The organism is Wocania arenilitoris, assembly GCF_021728535.1.
Classification (GTDB): Bacteria; Bacteroidota; Bacteroidia; order Flavobacteriales; family Flavobacteriaceae; genus Wocania_A; species Wocania_A arenilitoris.
The window spans coordinates 219,531-244,781 of record NZ_JAKKDU010000003.1; the positions used below are offsets into that span (position 1 = coordinate 219,531).

18 protein-coding genes are annotated in these 25,251 nt (G+C 33.7%); 15 read left to right on the forward strand and 3 right to left on the reverse strand.

The window, feature by feature from the left end:
• Nucleotides 1-2: 2 nt before the first annotated feature.
• From nusA to L3X37_RS03665, 7 genes are all read left to right on the forward strand, one after another.
• The gene (gene nusA, locus L3X37_RS03635; protein ID WP_237238817.1) at nt 3-1,235 is read left to right on the forward strand and encodes a transcription termination factor NusA; all 1,233 of its coding nucleotides are present in this window, start codon (nt 3-5) and stop codon (nt 1,233-1,235) included.
• A gap of 64 nt (nt 1,236-1,299) precedes the next feature.
• Complete coding sequence (gene infB, locus L3X37_RS03640; RefSeq protein WP_237238818.1) at nt 1,300-4,005, forward strand: translation initiation factor IF-2; 2,706 nt, start codon at nt 1,300-1,302, stop codon at nt 4,003-4,005.
• Between the two features lie 181 nt (nt 4,006-4,186).
• On the forward strand, nt 4,187-5,200 hold the full coding sequence (locus L3X37_RS03645) for a LacI family DNA-binding transcriptional regulator (RefSeq protein ID WP_237238819.1): 1,014 nt from the start codon (nt 4,187-4,189) through the stop codon (nt 5,198-5,200).
• Nucleotides 5,201-5,334: 134 nt separating this feature from the next.
• On the forward strand, nt 5,335-8,262 hold the full coding sequence (locus L3X37_RS03650; RefSeq protein WP_237238820.1) for a DUF1553 domain-containing protein: 2,928 nt from the start codon (nt 5,335-5,337) through the stop codon (nt 8,260-8,262).
• The gene (locus L3X37_RS03655; RefSeq protein WP_237238821.1) at nt 8,262-9,713 is read left to right on the forward strand and encodes a DUF1501 domain-containing protein; all 1,452 of its coding nucleotides are present in this window, start codon (nt 8,262-8,264) and stop codon (nt 9,711-9,713) included. Before L3X37_RS03650 ends, L3X37_RS03655 begins: the two co-directional genes overlap by 1 nt.
• A gap of 17 nt (nt 9,714-9,730) precedes the next feature.
• Complete coding sequence (locus L3X37_RS03660) at nt 9,731-10,648, forward strand: beta-propeller domain-containing protein (RefSeq protein WP_237238822.1); 918 nt, start codon at nt 9,731-9,733, stop codon at nt 10,646-10,648.
• Between the two features lie 5 nt (nt 10,649-10,653).
• Nucleotides 10,654-12,054: a DUF2231 domain-containing protein gene (locus L3X37_RS03665; RefSeq protein WP_237238823.1), complete on the forward strand. Its 1,401-nt coding sequence runs from the start codon at nt 10,654-10,656 to the stop codon at nt 12,052-12,054.
• 6 nt (nt 12,055-12,060) lie between these two features.
• Here L3X37_RS03665 and L3X37_RS03670 read toward each other — a convergent pair whose 3' ends face one another.
• Entirely contained in the window at nt 12,061-13,047 is a 987-nt protein-coding gene (locus L3X37_RS03670) for an SMP-30/gluconolactonase/LRE family protein (RefSeq protein ID WP_237238824.1), read from the reverse strand.
• 17 nt (nt 13,048-13,064) lie between these two features.
• Nucleotides 13,065-14,063, reverse strand: coding sequence for an inositol 2-dehydrogenase (gene iolG / locus L3X37_RS03675; RefSeq protein WP_237238825.1), 999 nt, complete (start codon nt 14,061-14,063; stop codon nt 13,065-13,067).
• A gap of 207 nt (nt 14,064-14,270) precedes the next feature.
• On the opposite strand from iolG, the gene L3X37_RS03680 reads away from it, so the two are divergent.
• A complete protein-coding gene (locus L3X37_RS03680; RefSeq protein WP_439654827.1) occupies nt 14,271-14,705 on the forward strand; it encodes a phage tail protein in 435 nt (144 codons plus the stop codon).
• A gap of 3 nt (nt 14,706-14,708) precedes the next feature.
• Here L3X37_RS03680 and L3X37_RS03685 read toward each other — a convergent pair whose 3' ends face one another.
• Nucleotides 14,709-15,110, reverse strand: a complete 402-nt coding sequence (locus tag L3X37_RS03685) for an SPOR domain-containing protein (RefSeq protein WP_237238826.1) — start codon at nt 15,108-15,110, stop codon at nt 14,709-14,711.
• 216 nt (nt 15,111-15,326) lie between these two features.
• Here L3X37_RS03685 and L3X37_RS03690 point away from each other — a divergent pair, with 216 nt between their 5' ends.
• The 7 genes from L3X37_RS03690 to L3X37_RS03720 all read left to right on the forward strand — a co-directional run bounded on the left by L3X37_RS03690 (nt 15,327) and on the right by L3X37_RS03720 (nt 25,238).
• Nucleotides 15,327-16,625: a c-type cytochrome gene (locus L3X37_RS03690; protein WP_237238862.1), complete on the forward strand. Its 1,299-nt coding sequence runs from the start codon at nt 15,327-15,329 to the stop codon at nt 16,623-16,625.
• A 76-nt stretch (nt 16,626-16,701) separates the two neighbouring features.
• Nucleotides 16,702-19,812 carry a TAT-variant-translocated molybdopterin oxidoreductase gene (locus L3X37_RS03695; protein WP_237238827.1) on the forward strand — a complete coding sequence of 1,037 codons (3,111 nt, stop codon included), beginning with the start codon at nt 16,702-16,704 and terminating at the stop codon, nt 19,810-19,812.
• A 28-nt stretch (nt 19,813-19,840) separates the two neighbouring features.
• Entirely contained in the window at nt 19,841-21,565 is a 1,725-nt protein-coding gene (locus L3X37_RS03700; RefSeq protein WP_237238828.1) for a helix-hairpin-helix domain-containing protein, read from the forward strand.
• A gap of 9 nt (nt 21,566-21,574) precedes the next feature.
• Nucleotides 21,575-22,111 (forward strand): DUF3341 domain-containing protein, encoded by a 537-nt coding sequence (locus L3X37_RS03705; RefSeq protein WP_237238829.1) that lies wholly within the window; start codon nt 21,575-21,577, stop codon nt 22,109-22,111.
• Nucleotides 22,112-22,194: 83 nt separating this feature from the next.
• The gene (locus L3X37_RS03710) at nt 22,195-22,746 is read left to right on the forward strand and encodes a c-type cytochrome (RefSeq protein WP_237238863.1); all 552 of its coding nucleotides are present in this window, start codon (nt 22,195-22,197) and stop codon (nt 22,744-22,746) included.
• Nucleotides 22,747-22,766: 20 nt separating this feature from the next.
• Entirely contained in the window at nt 22,767-24,137 is a 1,371-nt protein-coding gene (locus L3X37_RS03715) for a quinol:cytochrome C oxidoreductase (protein WP_237238830.1), read from the forward strand.
• A 30-nt stretch (nt 24,138-24,167) separates the two neighbouring features.
• Nucleotides 24,168-25,238: a cytochrome c oxidase subunit II gene (locus tag L3X37_RS03720; RefSeq protein WP_237238831.1), complete on the forward strand. Its 1,071-nt coding sequence runs from the start codon at nt 24,168-24,170 to the stop codon at nt 25,236-25,238.
• Nucleotides 25,239-25,251: the final 13 nt, after the last annotated feature.

Consider the following 25,251-nt stretch of genomic DNA (forward strand, 5'->3'; position numbering starts at 1 on the left):
TTATGGAAAATGTAGCGTTAATTGAATCTTTTTCAGAATTCAAAGACGATAAGTTAATTGACAGAGTAACGTTAATGGCTATTTTAGAAGATGTTTTTAGAAGTGCCTTAAAAAAGAAATATGGCGACGACGATAATTTTGATATTATTGTAAACCCAGATAAAGGCGATTTAGAGATTTGGAGAAATAGAGTAGTAGTTGCTGATGGTGAAGTAGAAGAACCAAACCAAGAAATTTCGTTATCTGAAGCTCGAAAAATAGAACCAGATTTTGAGGTTGGAGAAGACGTTTCTGAAGAAGTTAAACTTGTAGATTTAGGAAGACGTGCCATTTTAGCGTTGCGCCAAAACTTAATTTCTAAAATTCATGAGCACGATAATACCATTATCTATAAACAATTTAAAGATTTAGTTGGCGAGATTTATACAGCCGAAGTACACCATATACGTCATAGAGCAGTTATTTTATTAGACGATGAAGGTAACGAAATTGTACTGCCTAAAGACCGACAAATTCCATCTGATTTCTTCAGAAAAGGAGATAATGTTAGAGGGGTAATCGATACGGTTGAGCTTAAGGGAGCTAAACCAACCATCATCATGTCTAGAAGTTCGCCTGTATTTTTAGAAAAATTATTTGAACAAGAAATTCCAGAAGTTTTTGATGGTTTAATTACCATAAAAAACGTAGTAAGAATCCCAGGAGAAAAAGCAAAAGTAGCTGTAGATTCTTATGATGATAGAATAGACCCAGTAGGTGCATGTGTAGGTATGAAAGGGTCTCGTATTCATGGGATAGTACGCGAGTTAGGTAACGAAAATATAGACGTAATTAATTACACGAATAACCTACAACTCTATATTACTAGAGCATTAAGTCCAGCAAGAGTAACATCAATAAAAATTGATGAAGAGGCTAAACGCGCTGAGGTTATACTCAAACCAGAAGAGGTAAGCAAAGCTATTGGACGTGGCGGACATAATATTCGTTTGGCAGGTCAATTAACAGGCTATGAGATTGATGTGTTTAGAGAAGGAGCCGAAGAAGATGTTGAGTTAAGAGAGTTCTCTGATGAAATAGAAGGCTGGATTATTGAAGAATTTAGTAAAGCTGGATTAGATACTGCTAAAAGTATTTTAGAACAAGAATTACCAGATTTAGTTAAAAGAACAGACTTAGAAGAAGAAACAATTAATGATGTTCTAAGAATTTTAAGAGAAGAATTCGAAGAATAAATACCAATTTAATTTTATAATTTAATAGGTATACTATATATTACAAGTATTTTAAAGGCAATTTATGGCTGAAACAATTAGACTAAATAAAGTATTACGCGAGCTTAATATCTCTCTAGATCGTGCTGTAGAATTTTTAGATTCCAAAGGTGTAGAAATAGAGAAGCGCCCTACTACAAAAATTTCTGAGGAAACTTATAAAATTCTTTCAGATGAATTTGAAACAGACGCAAGTAAAAAGGTGGCTTCTCAAGAAGTTAGTGAAGCAAAACAAAAAGAAAAAGATTTGTTGCGCGAACAACGCGAGCGTGAACTTGAAGTAAAGCAAAAGATAGCAGCCCAAAAAGAAGAAGTTGTAAAAGCAGCTAAAACACTTTCTGGTCCAAAAACAGTTGGTAAAATTGATTTAGAGCCCAAAAAGAAACCAGCTGAAGCACCTAAAAAAGCTGCTGATCAAGTTCAAAAAAAGGAAGAAACGCCTAAAAAAGAAGTAACTAAAGTTGATAAAAAACCTAAAGCAGAAGATAAACCTAAAGCAGTTAAAAAGACTGAACCTAAAAAAGAGGTTGTTTTAGACGAAATTGTTGAAGAAAAAGTTGCAACTCAATATAAAAAACTTACTGGTCCTAAAATTGCTGGAGATAAAATTGATTTAGCTCAATTTAATAAACCTAAGAAAAAGAAAGAAGAAAAGAAGCCCGAAGCTAAAAAATCCGAAGGTACTGCTAATAAGAAAAAACGTCGTCGAATAAGTAAAGCTGGTGCGGCAAATTCTGGAGGTGGTAATGCATCAAGAGGAGGAAATGACCGATTTAAAGGCAAACCTGGAGGAAAAGGAAGGCGTAATATTGTAAAAGAAGAACCTAGTGAAGAAGATGTAAAAAAACAAGTGCGCGAAACACTTGAAAAGCTTCAAGGTAAATCTAGCAAAGGTAAAGGAGCAAAATACCGTAGAGATAAAAGAGATCAACATAGAGAGCAATCTGAAATTGATCAACAAATTGAAGAGGCAGAAAGCAAAATACTTAAAGTCACAGAGTTTGTTACAGCAAGTGAAGTTGCAACCATGATGGATGTTGGTGTTACAGAAATTATTTCTGCATGTATGTCTTTAGGAATGATGGTTACAATGAATCAACGTTTAGACGCTGAAACGCTATCTATTGTTGCCGAAGAATTCGGATATAAAGTTGAGTTTATTACAGCAGATATAGAAGAAGCTATTGAAGAAATTGAAGACAAACCAGAAGATTTAAAACCTCGTGCACCAATTGTAACTGTAATGGGGCATGTAGATCATGGGAAAACATCTCTTCTAGATTATATTCGTGAAGAAAATGTAATTGCAGGAGAGTCTGGTGGTATCACACAACATATTGGTGCTTACGGTGTACAACTTGAAAATGGTCAAAAAATAGCGTTTTTAGATACACCAGGTCACGAAGCCTTTACGGCAATGCGTGCTCGTGGTGCACAAGTAACAGATATAGCTATTATTGTAGCTGCTGCAGATGATGATATTATGCCACAAACAAAGGAGGCGATTTCGCATGCTCAGGCTGCTGGAGTTCCTATTGTTTTTGCTATTAATAAAATTGATTTACCAGCGGCTAATCCAGAAAAAATTAAAGAAGGTCTTGCTAATATGAATTTATTAGTTGAAGATTGGGGAGGAAAAGTCCAATCTCATGATATTTCAGCAAAAGTTGGTACTGGTGTAAATGAGTTATTAGAAAAAGTATTGCTAGAAGCCGAATTATTAGAGCTAAAAGCTAACCCTAATAAACTAGCACAAGGAACAGTTGTTGAAGCGTTTTTAGATAAAGGTCGTGGTTACGTGTCTACTATTTTAGTGCAAGCAGGAACACTTCGAGTTGGAGATTATGTACTAGCGGGTCAACATAGTGGTAAAGTAAAAGCTATGCATGATGAACGCGGAAATGATGTTACTGAGGCTGGCCCATCAACACCTGTATCTATTTTAGGTTTAGATGGCGCACCTCAAGCAGGAGATAAATTTAATGTATTTGAAGATGAACGTGAAGCGAAACAAATAGCTACAAAAAGGGCTCAATTACAACGCGAGCAATCTGTTAGAACACAACGTCATATTACGCTTGATGAGATTGGACGTCGTATAGCACTTGGCGATTTCCAAGAATTGAATATCATTCTTAAAGGAGATGTTGATGGTTCCGTAGAAGCACTTACAGATTCATTCCAAAAATTATCAACTGAAGAAATTCATGTTAATATTATACATAAAGGTGTAGGCGCTATTACAGAAAGTGATGTGTTATTAGCAACTGCTTCCGATGCTATTATTATTGGATTTAACGTGCGCCCTGTTGGGAATGCAAGAATGATTGCCGATAAAGAAGAAATAGATATTAGAACATACTCTATTATTTACGATGCTATAAACGATCTTAAAGATGCTATGGAAGGTATGTTATCTCCAGAGCTTAAAGAAGAGATTACAGGTACTGCAGAAATTAGAGAAATCTTTAAAGTTTCTAAAGTTGGAAGTATTGCAGGTTGTATGGTTACTAATGGTAAAATTCTTAGAAGTTCTAGCATTAGATTAATTAGAGATGGGGTAGTTGTTTTTACAGGCGAATTAGCTTCCTTAAAACGATTTAAAGATGATGCTAAAGAAGTATCAAAAGGATACGATTGTGGTATGCAAATTAAAAACTATAACGATATTAAAGAAGGTGATATCATTGAAGCTTTCCACGAAGTAGAAGTTAAAAAGAAGCTTAAGTAAGTTATATAAAACTTAAAATACCGAATACTTAAAACCTCATAATGTTAACATTGTGAGGTTTTTTTAATTGTAAAATGTTTAAATACAATCAATAAAAAAAGTTAAAAAGCTATTATTTGTCTAAATAAAAACCATATTTTTTGTAAAGCTCACGTGAGCTTTTTATATTTACCCAATAAATATGATTGAAAAGAGAAATACAGTTACAATTAAAGATGTTGCACGAGAATTAGGGATTCATCATGTAACTGTATCTCGGGCATTAAGAAATACTGGTTCAGTCAAAAAAGAAACTAGAGATCAGATAAAAAAGAAAGCTAGTGAGTTAGGGTATAAACCAAATCGTTTAGCTCAAAACTTCAGAAATAAACGAAGTAATGTATTAGCAGTTGTGGTTCCAGATTTACGACCTTATTTTTTCTCAAAGTTTGTTTCCGATTTTATGAATATCGCTCAAGAAGCTGGTTATTCAGTTATGATATTTCAGTCTAGTGAAAAAACAGGTGTAGAAAAAGAGATTATAGACGCATTAATAGGATATCGCGTTACAGGAGTAGTAGCATCAGTAACTAAAGACACAGTATATGAAAGTCATTTCAATATATTGAGAGATGAAAATATTCCGTATGTATTTTTTGATCGTGCTCCAGAACAAGCTGAAGCCACCCAAGTTTTGGTTAATAATTTTCAAGGAGCCTATGAAGCTGTAGTCGCTATGATTAAATCAGGTAAAAGAAAGATTGCATATATCTCAACACATTATCAGCATAAAATATTTCGCGATCGTTTAGATGGTTATAAACAAGCACTGAAAGATAATAACTTGCCTTATATAAAAGAGTTGGTTATTAAAGGTGGGTTTTTTATGAATGATGGATTTGATCAAGCTAAAAAATTAATGGATTTAAAAGAAAAACCAGATGGGATATTAGCCGTAAGAGATGAAATTGGAATAGGAGTTATAAAATATCTTAAAAAAATAGGATTCCGAATTCCTGAAGATGTTGCAGTTATTGGGTTTGATAACGATCCTATGGGAGTAGCCTGCGAACCAGAATTAACAACTGTGGCTCAATCTATTCCTTCTATGGTTTCTAGCTCATTTGATTTATTAATAAGGCAGATAAACAGTAATACACTAAGTTTTGAAAAAAAGATAATTGAACCGAGTATCATATACAGAGGGTCAGTGTAGTTTTTTTAAACCAAAAAGCAAACGTGAGCATTTTTATGATGTATTTAATAACTATAAATAGAGATTTGAGATTTAAAATAAATGGACGCTTAATTAAAAGATTTTTTTTAACTTAACTTGTTGTGTTTGAATTTATGAGTATTAGTAGAAAAATAAAAAGAGTATGGTTATTAGGTGTTTTATATCTAATGATATTCTCATGCAATAATTCCAATCAATCATACGAGCCCCTTCCTAAAAAAATCGACTTTAATTTTGATATTCGTCCAATACTTGTTCAAAACTGTTATTTATGCCATGGACCAGATCCTAGTAGCAGAAAAGCAAATCTGAGATTAGACACTTATGAAGGAGCAACAGCAGCACTTAAAGATGGAGGATATGCTGTTGTACCAGGAAAACCAAATAAAAGTGAATTAATTTATCGAATTACTCACGAGCATGAGGATAAGATTATGCCTCCTCCAGAAATGAATAGTAAGCTTAGTGAAAGAGAAGTTAATCTTTTAGAAAAGTGGATTAAACAAGGTGCTGTATGGAAACCTCATTGGTCGTTTATTAAGCCTAATATAGATGCTGAACCTAACGATATTGATTTTTATGTTGATAATTATTTGAATCAAAAAAAATTAAACAAATCTCCAATAGCAAATAAAAACACTTTAATAAGACGCGTATCGTATTTGTTAACAGGTTTACCGCCACTTGCTGAAGATGTAAAAAGTTTTGTTGAAGATTCTTCCGAGGATGCCTATGAGAAGATGGTAGATAAATATTTAAATTCTAAAGCTTATGGTGAACGTTGGGCTAGACACTGGATGGATTTAGTTAGGTATGCCGAAACCAAAGGGCATGAATTTGACTATGCCATTACAGGCGCTTGGAAGTATAGGGATTATTTAATAAAAGCATTTAATAATGATGTACCATATAATCAATTGTTAAAAGAACATTTGGCAGGAGATTTACTAAATAAAAAACGCTATAACGCTAAAACAGGTGAATTAGAATCGCATTTAGCAACAGCATTTTTTGCAATGGGAGAGGGCACTCATAGTCCTGTTGATGTGCGTCAAGATGAAGCCAATAGAATAGATAATATTATTGATGTTACATCAAAAACCTTTCAAGGGCTTACGGTATCTTGCGCCAAATGCCACGACCATAAGTTTGACCCCATCACAGCAGCAGATTATTATGCTTTTTACGGCATAATGGAAAGTACACGCTTTTCGCCATTAGATGCAGATTTTTCTATTAAAAAAGAAAATACAGCCAAAGAGTTATTGCAAATTCAAGATTATTTAAAAACGTTAGTTACGGAAAAAGTTAGCCCTCAAATTTCAAATGAAAAAATACGAATCGATGATAAGATTTCTGATTTAAAAAATGATTATAGACTACTTGGAGATTTTAGAAGTTCGGATTTTGGACAATGGAAAACTAGCGGTGTAGCATTTGGAGAAAACACAACTTTAGGGAGCCCAATATTAAATGAGTCCTCTGGGAAATTGATTGCTTTAGACGATGGTAAGGCTTCGAGTAGAATTTTTGATGTTGGTGTTTTTGGCGCTTTAAGATCACCCGATTTTGTTTTAGATTCTAATTTTATAGGAGTTCGAGCAAGAGGAAACCAGAGTTCCATTCGTGTAATTATAGATAATTTTCAATTAATACAGTATCCAATATATGGTGACTTAGCTAAAGGTGTAAATACATCAGAATGGACAAACTACACATTTAATGTAGCAGCTTGGAAAGGACATAAAGCCTATATTGAAATCATTACAGGAGTGTATAATCGACATGATTTTCAGCTTTCAGAAAATGCTTTTATTGAGTCTCAATATGCTATTTCTTATAACGATAAATGGCCTTTAAAAGTAAAAATTGAAAATAATCTGCTTCCTCTTAAGCATATTAAAGAGGTAAACAACAAAATAAAAAAAGGCTGTGTAAATGCATATTTTCCTGAGTTAATACCTTCAATTGATAGCAGTAAAGTATTAGCAAAAAAATTAAAAAGTGATTCATTTATTTATGGCGTTTCTGATGGTTTTGCCATTAATAGTCCTGTATTTAATAGAGGGAGATATCAAGAACCTTCAGACGAAAATATACCAAGGAGGTTTTTGTCAGCCTTACCTCTAGGAGATGTTCCTTTTAAATCTAAAGGCAGTGGTAGGTTAGAATTAGCAGATGCTATGCTTAATAAAGAAAACCCCTTAACCTCGCGAGTTATGGTAAATCGTATTTGGCATTATCTTTTTGGAAGAGGAATTGTTGAAACGGTTGATAATTTTGGACTTCAAGGGAAGTTACCATCACATCCAGAACTTTTAGATCATTTAGCAATTAAGTTTCAAAATGAGGGTTGGTCTATCAAAAAAATGATAAGATATATAGTGGCCTCAGAAGCTTTTAAACGGAGTACTGTTAGAGACGAAGACGTTTCAAAAAAAGACCCTAGTAATATATTTTTAGTGGCTTTTCCTGTAAGGCGCTTAGAGTCTGAAGCACTTAGAGATGGTATTTTATTAGCTTCTGGAAGTTTAAATTCTACTATGTACGGGCCACCAGTACCAACATATTTAACTAAGTTTATGCAAGGTCGAGGAAGACCAGAAAAATCGGGTCCCTTAAATGGAAATGGTAGACGAAGTATTTATCAAGCAGTTCGACGTAATTTTTTAGAACCCATGATGACAACTTTTGATCGCCCCGTACCATTTACTACTTTTGGAAAACGCGATGTTACCAATGTGCCATCTCAATCTTTAATTTTAATGAATGACCCTTTTGTAATTGAACAAGCTGAAGTTATGGCTAGAAAGCTATTGGAAGAAAAGGACTTAGCTTTTAATGAAAGAATTAAATGGATTTATATGCGCACATTTTCTAGAAACCCAAGTGAGGAAGAAATTGTTAATGCGTCTAAGTTTATTAAAGAGATTGAGAATATGAAAAAATCAGAAAATATTGATGCTAAAATAGAATTAGAAATATGGAAAGAATATTGCCATAGTGTATTTAACTTAAAAGAATTTTTATACCTAATATAATGAGTAAGTACCATAATTTTATGCAAAAACCGCTTTCGAGACGCAAAATGCTAAGCATCTGTAAAGGAGGGTTTGGCTCTCTTGCCTTTATGAGTATGTTTGGTACATTGCCATTCTCTTGTAGTAAATCAGAACAATCAATTATTGGTGCAGGCTCAAACATTAATTTAGGGCCTCATTATTTGCCAAAAGCGAAAAGCATTATTTTTCTTTATATGGATGGTGGTGTATCTCAAGTCGATTCTTTTGATCCTAAACCAAGACTTACCAAAGAAAATGGAGAAGACCCGAAGAAAAAATTTAAAGTTGATGCCACTCAATTTGATAACGTCGGCAAAATATTAAAAAGCCCGTGGAGCTTTAAACAATATGGAGAATGCGGCATGCCAGTAAGCGAGCTTTTTCCTCATATAGCAACATGTGTTGATGACATTGCATTAATTAGATCTATGACCTCTCAATTCCCTGAGCACACAAACGCAAATTATTTTTTACATACAGGGAGTGGACTTCAAGGTCGACCAAGTATGGGCTCTTGGATAAATTATGGTTTAGGAAGCGAAAATAAAAACATTCCAGGTTATGTGGTTTTAGATGGTGGACTTATTCCACCTGGTGGACTAGATAATTTTAAAAACGGATTTCTACCTGCATCATATCAAGCATCTATTTTAAGAGCAGGTCCTCAACCTATTGCTAATATTAAGCCTAAAGAAAGCACTCCAAATTTACAAGAACAAAAACTAAGTTTTATTAAAGCTTTAGATAAAAAGCAGCTTGAAGTAATTGGAGAAGTTGATGCGATTGAGTCTGCAATTTCTAATTATGAATTGGCATATAAAATGCAATCTTCAATTCCAGAATTAACTCAGTTTAAAGAGGAATCTAAAGCAACAAAAAAATTATATGGATTCGACTCAGATGACCCTCATACTCGTGGTTACGCTGCTCAATGTTTATTAGCTCGTAGACTGGTAGAAAGAGGTGTTCGCTTTATTGAGTTAACATGCCCTAAAGTAAGCGCTGATAGATGGGATCAGCATGGAAACTTAAAAGATGGACATGAAAAGAATGCACATGCCGTAGATCAACCCATTGCAGGATTACTAAAAGATTTAAAATCAAGAGGACTTTTAGAAGAAACTTTAGTAGTGTGGACTGGAGAATTTGGAAGAACTCCATTTGCCCAAGGAACAAACGGGCGAGACCATAACCCATCGGCGGGAAGTATGTGGATGGCTGGTGCTGGAATTAAAGGAGGAACCATATTTGGAAGAACAGATGATTATGGCTATCGAGTTATAGAAAATGAAGTTTCAGTTCATGATATTCATGCTACGATGCTTCATTTAATGGGGATTAATCACGAGCATCTCACGTTTAGATTTGGAGGACGAGATATACGATTAACTGATGTACACGGTCATGTTATTAAAGACATACTAACTTAAACAGTAATGTAATGAGAATGAATTCAATTTTAAAATTAGTAATTGCTTTATGTTTTATAGCTCCAAACTCGCTATGGGCTCAAAAAGCAAACCAAGAAATAACGCATTCTTTTTTTATTGCTGGACCACAATTTACAGGAATTATTGGTGAAAATGGAGATGTTGTTTGGGACTCAAAAAAGGCTGGCGCACGTGACGGATATGTTTTAAAAAATGGTCATATTTTAATATGTTGGGGAGACGAAGTGCGAGAGTATAACAAGAAAAAAGAAATTATTCTGAGATATAAAAAAACTGAAGAATCTATGGAGTTAGGTACAGCGGTTCGTTTATCAAATGGAAAAACTTTGATTACTGAATCTGGACTAAACCCTAGAATAGTTGAGGTTAATAAAAAGGGACAGGTTGTTAAAAGTATTCCGCTTAAACCAGAAACTGATAACATTCATATGCAAACTCGAATGGCAAGAAAGTTGAAAAACGGCAATTATTTGGTGCCACATTTACTTGCTTTTGCGGTAAAGGAATATCAATCTAACGGGGAGGTAGTACAAACTTTTAATACTGATTATAAAGAATTTGGAGGAAGAAAAGCTGAGACATGGCCATTTACTGCAATTCGATTAAAAAACGGAAATACTTTGGTTACACTCACGCATGGAAATAGGGTTGTAGAATTAAACTCAAAAGGCGATATAGTTTGGCAAATAAGTAATGAATTATACGAAGAAAACCCTTTGGTTGATCCTTGTGGAGCCCAAAGATTACCTAATGGGAATACGGTAATTACAAGTTATGGTGCACAAAAGGGTATTAAAATTTTTGAAGTTGATAGAAACAAAAATATAGTTTGGACATATACTAATTTTAGAGCACATCATTTCCAAATATTAACAACAAATGGCAAGCCTATTAAAGGCACTCCACTTAAATAAAATTAATGGTACTAAGCATTTTAATAGATAGTGGCATTACAGATAATCCATCGGATATTTTAATCTTTTTTGGCAGAATTCATCCTTTGGTGGTTCATTTTCCAATAGCTTTTTTATTACTAGCAGCTTTAGCAGAATTAATTAGTAAGCGACCAAAATTTCAACCTTTAAAAAATCACACACATTATATATGGGGGTTAGGTTGTGTAAGTGCATTATTTGCAATAGTTTTTGGTTACTTTCTTTCCCTTTCAGGCGATTATAACGAAAACACAATTTTTTGGCATAAATGGAGTGGCATATTTTTATTTTTCGTTTCTACTATCTATTATTATATTTCTAAAAAGAATATAAAACTTCCGTTTTATGGTAAACAAATAGTAGCTTTTGTTACTGTAATTACAGTTTTTTACACGGGTCATTTAGGAGGAAATCTAACACACGGATCAACATATTTATTAGAATACGCTCCTAATTCTATTCGATTACTTGCTGGAATGCCAGAAAAAACAATTCCTAGAGAAAAAGTTACTGTTTTAGATTCTGCTGATGTTTATTTGGATATAATTTCACCAATGATGAATAGAAGGTGTATTAGTTGCCATAATCAAGATAAAAAGACAGGCGACTTAGATGTGTCAAGTTTTATAAACCTTATGAAAGGAGGAGAAAGTGGTGATGTTATTGTTAAAGGTGATGCTGAAGCTAGCGATTTTTATAGGCGAATTACATTACCTGAATCTCATAAAGATTTTATGCCATCAGAAGGAAAGCAACCATTAACTAAAAATGAGGTAACACTTATTGGTTGGTGGATAAATAATAATGCGCCACCTAATGGTTATTTTACACAATTAAATCCGGATAAAAATATTATAAAAGTAACAAAAGAGTATCTAGGGTTAGATAAAAACAGTCTTTTTAGTAAAAAAGTTAATCCTCCAAAAAAAGAAGCTATAGATACTTTAAGCAATCAAGGTTTTATATTAAATATGCTTATGAAGGACAACTATTATTTAGAAGCAAATTCCAGTTTAAGCGAAAAAAATATAACCAAAAACGCAATTGAATCATTATTACAAATAAAGGATCAATTAATATGGTTAAACCTTAGTCATTCTAATATTACAGATGAGCATACGGAAAAAATTGGACAACTGGAAAATTTAATAAAGCTAAACCTAAGCAGAAATAATATTTCTGATAAAGGTTTAATACATCTTTCAAGTTTGCAAAATTTAGAAGCACTTAATTTGTATGAAACAGATGTATCAGATAGCTTGCTTACAGTAATTCCTAAACTTAAAAAGTTAAAACGAATCTATCTTTCTGATTCTAAAGCAACTGATAGTATTGTAAATCAACTTAAAAAAGGAAATGAAAAACTGAATATTATTTTTGACTAAAAAAGATTAAGGTTTTAGTTTTACTCGCATTAATTTAGGACCAGAAGTAATATAAAGTGTTTCTTCGGTATCATCTAAAACACAATTAGTATTAAACTCATTGTTTAAAATGGTGCCCAAATGTTTTCCATCAGGATTTAATATGTACACTCCGCCAGGACCAGTGGCGAATATAATCCCTTTTTTATTAACTTTTAAACCATCTGGATGTCCCTTTTCTTTTGGAGCATTCCCCGTGGCATCAAAAAAATGTCTGCCGTTTGTAATATTGCCATCTTTATCTACATCGGCAGCAATCCAAATAGCATGTTTCCAATCGGCATTGGCAATATAAACTATTTTTTCGTCTGGAGAAAAAGCAATTCCATTTGGACTGGACAGTGTATCGGTCACAATTTTAACATTACCTTTTGGAGAGATGCTATAAACGGCAGCTTTTAAACCGTCTTCATTAACAGGAGGAGGGTCAGACATTATCATATTCCCCTTTGAATGAAAAGCAGCATCATTAGTATTATTAAATCTAACACCATTATAATTATCAACAAAAAGCCTAAAATCATTTTTAGGTTTATCTAATGGGCTATTCATTTTTACAGCTTGTCCATGCCCATATTGCAATATTACTAATGTATTGTTTTTGTCAACTAAAAGCGCACTAGGTCCAGGTCTGTTAGGGTCTTTGTCTTTCATGTCTAAATATAAAGTAACACTATCTTTTTCTGTCCATTGATATAATTTTTGATGACCAACATCAGTATAAACTAATTTTTGACTTTCTTTAATCCATATTGGGCCTTCAGACCATTTATGACCTGTTGAGAGCACTTCAATAACTGCATTAGGTGAGATTATGTCATCCAATTGTTTATCTAAGCGTTCAATTTTACCAACGGTTTGATATGTTTTTTGGTTTGCTTTTTGCTGTTTTCCACAAGATGAAAAAAGTATTAATACTAAAAGGAGTTTTAAAACCTTGTTTATTGAGCTCATATAGTTTTAATTAGTTTTTAAGTTATCAATTTTATAGGATGATTTTGAGCTAAAGAGCTATTTGCAGCTTCGGCAATTAGCATAGCTTTAAGACCATCTTCACCAGTAACTGGCATTGGTTTATTGTTAATTAGGGCATTAATAAAACTGCTCATTTCTACTAAATACGAAGCTTCATATCTATCCATAAAAAAGTTTAAATTTCTATCAGAAACTGTTCCTTTTTCGGTAGAAATTTTCACTCCAGTTTTTAACGGATTATCAACCTTTATCATGCCATTAGAACCCAATACTTCTAACCGCTGATCGTATCCGTATTTAGCTTCGCGACTATTTTCTATAGTTGCCAAAGCACCATTTTCAAATTTTAATAAAACGGTTGCGCTATCAATATCTTGTGCTTTACCAATTTCAGGATCAATTAAACAATTTCCATAGGCAAAAACTTCTTCTACTTCACAACCCATTATAAATCGAGCCATATCAAAATCATGAATAGTCATGTCTTTAAATAAACCTCCAGACTTTTTAATATAAGAAATTGGTGGCGGTTGAGGATCTCTACTAATAATATGTAAATTTCTTATGAATCCAATTTTACCTTTATTTATTTCGTCTTTAACTTTAGAAAAGTTTTTATCAAATCTTTGATTGAAGCCAATCATTAAAGGTGTTTTTAATTCAGATATAATAGAGATAGTTTCAATAGATTTTTCAAGAGACATATCTATTGGTTTTTCACAAAAAATAGCCTTTCCAGCATTGGCACATTTTATAGTATATTCAGAATGTGTGTTGTTTGGAGAGCAAATTACAACAGCATCAATTTCTTGGTTTTCAATAATGGAATTGATATTGTTTGAAACATTTTTAGCACCGTATTGTAGAGCAAATTTTTGTCCTTCTTCACTAGGATTAACCACAGCAACGACTTCTACATTATCTATGTTTTCAGAAAGGTTTTTTAGATGAATTTTGCCCATTCTACCCATTCCAATAATGCCAATTTTAATCATAGAATGATAATTTTCTTAAAAGTAAGCATTATAAGAAAGAAATCCAATATGGATTTTATTTAAATGTATGTAAAAAATAAAGAATTAAACCCCAAATATTATTAAAAAAGATGTGAATGTATATCTAAAATAAATGTTAACTTGTGGCAAGAATTTAAAACTATTTTAATGATGAAATTCAAATATTTATTTTTTGTATCTTTTTTTATGTTGTCAAGTTCATTTTCTTTTGCTCAAGAGCCAATGATGGGGGAAATTAAAATGTTTGCTGGTAATTTTGCACCAAGAGGATGGGCGTTTTGTGATGGGCAATTATTGCCAATAAGTCAAAATCCAGCTTTGTTTTCTTTATTGGGAACTAATTATGGTGGTGATGGTAGAACAACATTTGCATTGCCAGATTTACGAGATAGAACACCTATTCATCTAGGGAATAAAAGTGATTTATATACAAGAGTTGGAGATAAAGGAGGGTCAGAATCAAAAGTATTAAGAATAATGACTGTTTCTGAAAAACCTACTGGTAAAACCTACGATACTTATACAGTTAAAAGCAGTAGTGATAAGTTAGATACCAGAGATCCTTACCTCAGAATTAATTATATAATTGCTTTACATGGAATTTTCCCATCAAGAAATTAATGGTTAACTCTTTTTCTTTTTTGGCTTAAAAACAAATGCGTTTGGGAAATTTCTTTTAATTCGCTTTAAAGCTCTATCGGCTTCTAATCGTGTTCTAAAACTACCTACCCATATTTTGTAATTTCTTGGCAATTCAAACTCTAAAGAAGAGCGCCACTGGTTGTATAAAGTATAGTATTCTTTTTGAGCAGATTCAGCACCTGTACGATTACCGTTATAGATTTGTATTTTGTATCTATCAGAAGCGTTTTCGTCTTTATTAAGCTCTTTTTTAAGAGCTAATAAATTTGGAATATTTTTGTCTTGATTTATAGTAACATGGCCTTGTTGTGCAAAGCAATTAGATGAGATTATTACTAGGCATGCAACTGAAAACAAGATGGCTTTAAATTTTAATGTGCTCATTCTTTTAATTATATTTATACAAATGTATACGTTATAAACTAAATTATAGCTCTTTTTATTATTTAGAATCCCTCTAAATTATCAATTAACACTTCTGTAACATTTCTAAAATGGACTTTTAATATTACTTTTGCGAGAGATTTTTTTAACTGTATTTTTTTCCATTATTAAATGAAAAAATCATACCAAAGTTTAGAAGTTAATTTAACCAACAATATGATACAGGTAATTTACCGTAAACTAACCACAAATAGTCTTCGTTTTGGGTTCGTTATTTTACTAGCATTTACAACATCTCTTTCGGCTCAAGATGGAGATTCAGCAAAAGGAAAATCGTTATTCAATGCAAATTGTGCAGCGTGTCATACTTTAGATAAGAAAATGACTGGGCCTGCGCTACGTAATGTTGAAAAACGTTTAGCCGATGATGAAGGTCTAGATAGAGAATGGCTTTATGCTTGGATAAAAAACAGTGCTGGCATGATTAAAGCAGGCGATGCTTATGCCAATAAGATTTATAACGAGTACGGTGGCGCTGCAATGACTGCTTTTCCACAACTATCTAACGAAGATATTGATAATATTTTAGCATATACCGCAGAAGAAAAGAAAGCTCCAGTTGTTGTAGAAACAGCAGTTGCTAGTGGAGACACTGATGCAGATTCTAGTGGTATTTCTAATGAAATCATTTTAGGCGCCTTAGCTATTTTATTTATTCTATTAGCTTCTGGTTTATATTTAGTAAATAAAACATTACGTCGTTTTGCTTCGGCTCAAAATATTGATATTGCTGAAGAAACAAAAAGAAAACCGTTATGGAAAGCTTTTGTACAAAATCAATTTTTAATGATTGTTGTTGCTATATTCTTTTTATTAGCAAGTGCATATTTTGCTTTTGGTTACTTTATGCAAATTGGTGTCGATCAAGGTTACGAGCCTGTGCAACCAATTCATTATTCGCATAAAATTCATGCTGGCGATAATGGTATTGATTGTAAGTACTGTCACTCATCCGCTAGAACAAGTAAAACTTCTGGAATACCCTCTTTAAATGTGTGTATGAATTGCCACAAATCAATATACGAAGTAGCACCTGAAACTTTAGCAGAAGGAAAGAAAATAGGAGTTGATTATAATGCAGAAATTAAAAAGTTATACGCAGCAGCAGGTTGGGATGATGAAAACCAGGAGTATACAGGAGATGCTCAACCAGTTAAATGGATTCGTATTCATAATTTACCGGACTTTGTTTACTTCAATCACTCACAACACGTTACTGTTGCAGGTGTTGAATGCCAAACATGTCATGGACCAGTTGAAGAAATGGAAGTTATGTACCAACATGCGCCATTAACTATGGGTTGGTGTATAGATTGCCACAGAACAACAAACGTTAATGTAAAAGATAATGCTTATTACACTAAAATACATGAAGAGTTATCTAAAAAGTATGGTGTAGATAAATTAACACCTGCTCAAATGGGCGGATTAGAATGTGGTAAGTGTCATTATTAATTAATAAAAAGTAAAAGTTTTAGTTTTAGTATAACGCTAATAACTAATAACTAACAACTAATAACTAGTAAACAATATGTCATCAAACAAGAAATACTGGAAAAGTGTTGAGGAGCTAAACGAAAATAGCTCTATTGTTGAGACGCTAAAACAAAACGAGTTTGTTAATGAGATTCCTACTGATGAATTTTTAGGTAATAAAGAAACCTTAGAGGAAACATCAACAACACGTCGCGATTTCTTAAAGTACGTTGGTTTTAGTACTGCTGCTGCATCTTTAGCAGCTTGCGAAGGTCCTGTAGTTAAATCTATTCCTTACGTAGTACAGCCTACAGAAATTATTCCTGGTGTTGCTAATTACTATGCAACAACAATTGCTGATGGTTTTGATTTTGCAAGTGTTTTGGTAAAAACCCGCGAAGGTCGACCAATTAAAATCGAAAACAATGCTTTAGCAGCTACAAATGGTAATGCTAACGCTAGAGTAAACGCATCGGTTTTAGGATTGTACGACAGCTTAAGAGTTCAAGGTCCAAGTAAAGCAGGTGATTCTATCACTTGGAGTACTTTTGATGAAGAAACAGGGGAAGCTTTAACAAATATTGCGGCTGCAAATAAAGATATTGTTTTATTAACACAAACATTTGCAAGTCCTTCTACAAGTAAGTTGATTGCTGAATTTGGAGAAAAGTTTGGTAATGTACGTCATGTCGTTTACGATGCGGTTTCAGAATCAGCTGCTTTAGATGCTTTTCAAGCTAAGTATGGTGAGCGTGGATTAGCAAATTACGATTTCTCGAAAGCGATGACTATTGTGTCAGTAGGCGCCGATTTCTTAGGCGACTGGCAAGGTGGAGGATTTGATTCTGGATATTCAAAAAACAGAGTTCCAGATCACGGTAAAATGTCGCGTCATATTCAGTTTGAATCAAATATGTCATTAACTGGAGCTAATGCCGATAAACGTGTGCCTTTAACACCAAGCCAGCAAAAACAAGCTTTAGCAAAACTACATAGTTTAGTTGTTGGTGGTTCTGTATCCACAGATTTACCAGAGCATATAAATGAAGCGCTTCAAAAAGCAGCTTCACAACTTAAAAAAGCAGGAAGCAACGGTGTTGTAGTTACAGGAATTCAAGATGTAAATGCACAAACCGTAGCTTTAGAAATAAATGAAGCTTTAAACAGTAAAGCTTTTGACAAAGCTGCTCCAATTAAAACAAGACAAGGTAATGATAAAGCAGTAGCTAAATTAGTTACTGACATGAAAGCAGGCACTGTTGGAGCAATAATTATGAGTGGTGTTAACCCGATGTACACGCTTCCTAATGCTTCAGATTTTGCTGAAGGATTAGAAAAAGTTGATTTATCTGTAACCTTTTCTTTGAAGGCAGATGAAACATCAACACTAACAGATTATATTGCAGCAGCGCCTCACTATTTAGAGTCTTGGGGCGATGTAGAAATTAAAAAAGGACATTATGCGTTAACACAACCAACAATTCGTCCTTTGTTTGATACTAGACAATTTCAAGAAGCTTTATTAAAGTGGACAGGAAACGATAGTTCTTATCACGATTATATAAAAGAAGCTTGGGGTACTACTATTTTAGGAGGTAGTTCTTTTAACAAAGCACTACACGATGGTGTTTATGTTGGAACCATTGCTACTGAAACTCAAGATACAACTGAGTCTGAATCTGTAGAATCTGAGGAAGAAGTTACACCTCCAGGAAATGCAGCCAGAACTTTAGCAGCATCTGTTAAGTCAAACTCAGGTTTAGAGTTAACATTATATACCAAAGTTGGTATGGGTGATGGGCAACAAGCCAACAACCCATGGTTACAAGAATTTCCAGATCCATTAACTAGAACATCTTGGGATAACTATTTAACGGTATCTAAAGCTGATGCAGATGTATTAGGTTTAGTTAATACGCATGTAGCAACAGGCGCATTGAACGGAAGTTATGCAAATGTTTCTGTAAACGGACAAGAACCAATTAAAGTGCCAGTAATGATTCAACCAGGACAAGCAAAAGGTTCTGTTGGATTAGCATTTGGTTACGGAAAAACGTTAGGTTTAAAAGAGGAAATGCAAACAGGCGTAAATGCCTACCCATTATATCAAAACTTTAATAATGTACAGTCAGTTACAGTTGAAGTTGCTGCTGGCGAGCATGAATTTGCTTCAGTACAGTTACATAATACCTTAATGGGTCGTGGCGATATTATTAAAGAAACCACTTTAGAAATTTTCAATACAAAAGATAAGAAACATTGGAATGCTGTTCCTGTAGTATCTTTAAACCATGTTGAAACACCGGTTACATCTTCAGAAGTTGATTTATGGGATGAGTTTGATCGTTCAATAGGGCATCATTTCAATTTGTCTATTGACTTGAATGCATGTACTGGATGTGGCGCTTGTGTTATCGCATGTCATGCAGAAAATAATGTGCCTGTTGTTGGTAAAGAAGAAGTTCGTCGTAGCCGTGATATGCATTGGTTACGTATAGATAGATATTATTCATCTGAAGAATCATTTGAAGGAGACAACGATAAAAAAGATAATATTTCTGGATTAAGTAGTTCCTTAAGTGAATTTGGTGAAATGGAAAGTGCCTCTGAGAATCCTCAAGTAGCATTCCAACCAGTAATGTGTCAGCATTGTAATCACGCACCTTGTGAAACGGTTTGTCCTGTAGCGGCAACATCACATGGCCGTCAAGGTCAAAACCATATGGCTTATAACCGTTGTGTAGGTACAAGATATTGTGCAAACAACTGCCCTTATAAAGTACGTCGTTTTAACTGGTTCTTATATACTGGTAACGATGAGTTCGACTATCATATGAATGATGATTTAGGGCGTATGGTGTTAAATCCAGATGTGGTTGTACGTTCTCGTGGTGTTATGGAAAAATGTTCTATGTGTATTCAAATGACACAGAAAACTATTCTTGATGCAAAACGCGATGGACGCGAAATTAAAGATGGTGAATTCCAAACAGCTTGTTCTGCAGCTTGTAGCAGTGGCGCTATGGTATTTGGAGACATTAATGATAAAGAAAGTAAAGTTGCAAAACTTAAAGAAGATAACCGTATGTATCACTTATTAGAAAGTGTTGGTACTAAGCCTAATGTGCAGTATCAAACTAAAGTGAGAAATACAACAGAAGCATAAATCTAATTAAAGAATCAATTATATAATTATGGCGTCTCATTACGAAGCACCTATTAGAAGACCTTTAGTTACAGGCGAAAAATCATACCACGATGTTACTGTGGATGTAGCAAAACCTGTAGAAGGAAAAGCAAATAAGCACTGGTGGATAGTTTTTAGTATTGCACTTGCTGCTTTTCTTTGGGGAATTGGATGTATCATTTATACCATATCAACAGGTATCGGAACTTGGGGTTTAAATAAAACCGTAGGTTGGGCTTGGGATATTACAAACTTCGTTTGGTGGGTTGGTATTGGTCATGCAGGAACACTTATTTCTGCGGTACTTTTATTATTCCGTCAAAAATGGAGAATGGCTATTAACCGTTCTGCAGAGGCAATGACCATTTTCTCGGTTGTTCAAGCAGGTTTATTCCCAATTATTCATATGGGAAGACCATGGTTAGGTTATTGGGTATTACCTATTCCAAATCAATTTGGGTCGCTTTGGGTAAACTTTAATTCGCCATTACTTTGGGATGTATTTGCAATTTCTACATATCTATCGGTATCATTAGTATTCTGGTGGACAGGTTTATTACCAGATTTTGCGATGATTCGTGATAGAGCAGTAAAACCTTTCCAAAAGAAAATATATGCTTTATTAAGTTTCGGATGGTCTGGTCGAGCAAAAGATTGGCAACGTTTTGAGGAAGTATCTTTAGTGCTTGCAGGTTTAGCAACACCACTTGTGCTTTCTGTACATACTATTGTATCGTTTGACTTCGCAACATCTGTTATTCCTGGTTGGCATACTACCATATTCCCGCCATACTTTGTTGCTGGAGCGGTATTCTCAGGATTTGCCATGGTAAACACACTTCTTATTATCATGAGAAAGGTGTGTAACCTTGAAGACTATATTACAGTACAGCACATCGAATTAATGAACATTGTAATCATGATTACAGGTTCTATAGTTGGTGTAGCCTATATTACAGAATTATTTATAGCTTGGTATTCTGGTGTAGAATACGAACAATACGCGTTCTTAAATAGAGCAACAGGTCCTTACTGGTGGGCATATTGGGCGATGATGACTTGTAACGTATTCTCTCCGCAATTTATGTGGTTCAAGAAATTAAGAACAAGTATTATGTTCTCATTCTTAATTTCAATAGTAGTAAATATTGGAATGTGGTTTGAGCGTTTTGTAATTATTGTAACGTCATTACACCGTGATTACTTACCATCATCATGGACGATGTTTTCGCCTACTTTTGTAGATATTGGAATTTTTATAGGAACTATTGGATTTTTCTTTGTACTATTCTTATTATACTCAAGAACATTCCCTGTAATAGCTCAGGCTGAAGTGAAAACGATTTTAAAATCATCTGGAGAACGTTATAAAAGATTAAGAGAGTCTGGAGAAAGTTTAGTTGGTGCTGGTATTGATGCTAGAACTTCAAGAGGAACAGTTTCTAAACCAGTTGAAACTTCTACAGAAGATAATTCAGAAAAAGTAAGTAGTTTACTAGGTAGCATCGGGACTTTTGATGCAGCAACTCAAACAGCTGATGATTTAAAGAAAATAAGTGGTGTTGGACCTAAAATGGAAGACGTATTAAATAGCATTGGTATTTATACATTCCTCCAAGTTAGTAAAATGACAAAAAAAGAATACGACTTGTTAGACTCAATTACTGAATCTTTCCCAGGAAGAGCAGAACGTGATGATTGGGCAGGACAAGCTAAAAAATTAATAAATTAAATATAGTCAATGGAAGCTTCAAAAGTTATTCACGCTATTTATACTGATGATGATGTATTAATGTCGGCTGTTAAAAAAGTTAAGGCAGAAAGACATCATATTGAAGAAATATATACACCGTTTCCGGTTCACGGATTAGATAAAGCTATGGGATTAGCACCAACACGTATTGCCATTACAGCATTTATGTACGGTTTAGTTGGTTTAACTGTGGCAATCGTTATGATGAATTTTATAATGATTGAAGATTGGCCTCAAAATATTGGAGGAAAACCAAGCTTTAGTTATTTAGAAAACATGCCAGCATTTGTTCCAATTATGTTTGAGCTAACAGTGTTTTTTGCAGCGCATTTAATGGTTATCACGTTTTATTTACGTAGTAGAATGTGGCCATTTAAAAATGCCGAAAACCCTGATCCAAGAACAACTGATGATCATTTTTTAATGGAAATTGCAGTTCATGGTAACGAAAATGAACTACAAAGTTTATTAGCTGATACGGGAGCAGTTGAGATTAATATTATTGATAAAGAAGATGCACATTAATATGAAATGAACAGAATTTTTAATTTAAAAATTAAAAGTTTTGTGAATTACATCTGACAAAAATGGAAAATATAAAAACACAGATGAAAGGCTTAATTAAAATATTAGTACTAGCAGTTGTACTTATAGCTGTATCATGTAAAAAGGATACCGCTCCAAACTATCAATTCATGCCAAACATGTACCAATCTGAAGGTTATGAAACTTATGGTGAAGCGGCATTTCCTAATGGAATTGAGGCACAATTACCTGCCCAAGGATCTGTTGCAAGAGGTTATATTCCTTTCGATATTGAAAACACAACCGAAGGCTACGAGTTAGCAAAAGCAACCCTAATGAGTCCTTTAGATTCAACACAAGTAAATTTAGAAAGAGGAAAAAAACTTTACGATATATACTGCGGAATTTGCCACGGAAACAAAGGAGACGGACAAGGTAAACTAGTTAAGCGCGAAAAAATACTTGGTATTCCAAGTTATGATGATGCAGGAAGAGCGATAACTGCAGGTAGCACTTATCATACTATTTATTATGGTAAAAACGCTATGGGTTCTTATGCAAACCAATTAAATGAAGAAGAGCGTTGGCAAGTCGTTTCATACGTATTGAAGTTAAAAGCAGATTTAGAAAAGTAAGAAGATAAGATTATATAGATATGTACACATTTTCAAATAGATTAAAAATATTTTCTATCATTCTAATGGTAATTGGAACTGTTGGTGTAGGAATTAGCTTTATGACATCTCATAAATCTTTTAAACAAGTTGAGCAGTTGCTTGCAGAAGAAGCACATCATGGTGGTGGTCATGGAGAAGAAGCTGAACATGCTGCTCCAAGTCATGGTGAACAAGCTACTAATAATTCTCATGGAGAAACTGCCCACGCTGAAGCAGGGGAACATCATGTTGATAAACATAAAGAGCATGTAGAGCATGTTATGCATCAAATAGCAAACAGACCATGGTCTGCGTTATATGTAGCCGCATTTTTCTTTATGATGATTGCGTTAGGTGTTTTAGCTTTTTATGCCATTCAAATTGCATCGCAAGCAGGTTGGTCTCCCGTACTTTTTAGAGTTATGGAAGGAATTACAGCTTATTTATTGCCTGGGGCACTAATTGTTTTAGGTATTGCTGTGGCTTCTGGTACTATTGGACATTATAATCTATTTATTTGGATGGATCCAGAAGTTGTAGAGCATGATAAACTCATTAAAGGGAAGTCAGGGTTTTTAAATTTGCCTTGGTTTGTAATTCGTGGCTTAATATTTATTGCAGGCTGGAGTATATACCGTCATTTTTCACGTAAATTCTCGATAGCTCAAGATACAGCAGATGATAACAGAAACTTTAAAAAATCTTTTCGTATTGCTGCAGGATTCTTAGTGTTTTTTATTTACACAGAGTCTATGATGTCTTGGGATTGGATTATGAGTGTAGACCCACACTGGTTTTCAACATTATTCGGTTGGTATGTATTTGCATCAATGTTTGTTAGTGGTATTACCGTAATTGCATTAATTACCATATACTTAAAATCTAAAGGACAATTAGAGTTTGTAAACGAAAACCACTTGCATGATGTCGCTAAGTACATGTTTGCCTTTAGTATTTTCTGGACGTATTTATGGTTCTCACAATTCATGTTAATTTGGTATTCAAATATTCCAGAAGAGGTAACCTATTTTGTGTCTCGTTTTAATGATTACAAATTGCCATTCTTAGGTATGGTTGTATTAAACTTTGTTTTCCCAATTTTAATGTTAATGAATGCCGATTATAAACGTATTCCTTGGTTTGTTGTAATGACAGGTTTAGTTATATTATTTGGACATTACATCGATATTTTTAATATGATTATGCCAGCAACAGTTGGTGACAGATGGTTTATAGGTATTCCAGAAATAAGCTCAATATTACTATTTGCAGGCTTGTTTATATTTGTAGTATTTACCGCTTTAACAAAAGCACCATTACTAGTAAAAAGATACCCTTTCAGAAAAGAAAGTGAAGAATTTCATTATTAATTAAAATATAAATAAAGACGAACGATACCAATGACTGCTTTATTAACAATTATAGTTTTAGTATTTATTTTAGTTGCCATTTGGCAAATGGTAAAGATTTTCGATTTAGCACAAGCTAAAAACGATAGTATATCTGGAGTTGCCACAGATAAAGACAATACCATTAATGGTTATTTAATGATGGGCTTTTTAGCTTTCATTTATGTTATTACCATTGTATGTTTTGTAAAATGGGGCGATTTACCATTAATGTCAAACTCAGCTTCAGAGCACGGACCAACTATAGATAATTTAATGATTATCTCCATGGTAATCATATTTATTGTTCAAACAATCACTCAGTTTTTATTACACTATTTCGCTTTTAAATATAAAGGGGAAAAAGGCAAAAAAGCCCTGTTCTTTGCAGATAATAATAAGTTAGAATTTATTTGGACTATTATTCCTGTAATTGTTCTAGCAGGGTTAATTATTTACGGGTTAACCACTTGGATTAACATAACGGGGGTTGAAGAAGATGAAGACACCTTAGTTGTAGAACTATATGCACAACAGTTTAACTGGAAAGCGCGATATGCTGGAAACGATAATACTTTAGGCAAAGCTAATGTGCGTTTAATTGATATTGACCGTGCTAACATTTTAGGTTTGGATGAAGCTGATCCTAATGCGCAAGACGATATTATTACAACAGAATTACATTTACCTGTTGGTAAGCCTGTATTATTTAAAATGCGCTCTCAAGATGTTTTACACTCGGCTTATATGCCACACTTTAGAGCACAAATGAACTGTGTTCCAGGTATGATTACTCAGTTTGGCTTTACACCAACAGTAACCACAGCTGATATGAGGCAAACACCACAAATGATTGAGAAAGTAAAAAATATAAATGACATTAGAGTTGAAAATAGTAAACCTCTTTTAGCAAAAGGAGAAGAACCTTTAGAACCTTATGAGTTTGATTACTTACTATTGTGTAATAAGATTTGTGGAAAATCGCACTATAACATGCAAATGAAAATTGTAGTAGAAACACAGGATGAATTTGATGCTTGGTTAAGCGAGCAAAAAGAATTTAAAAACTCTCTAGTTAACTAATTATAAAGATAAA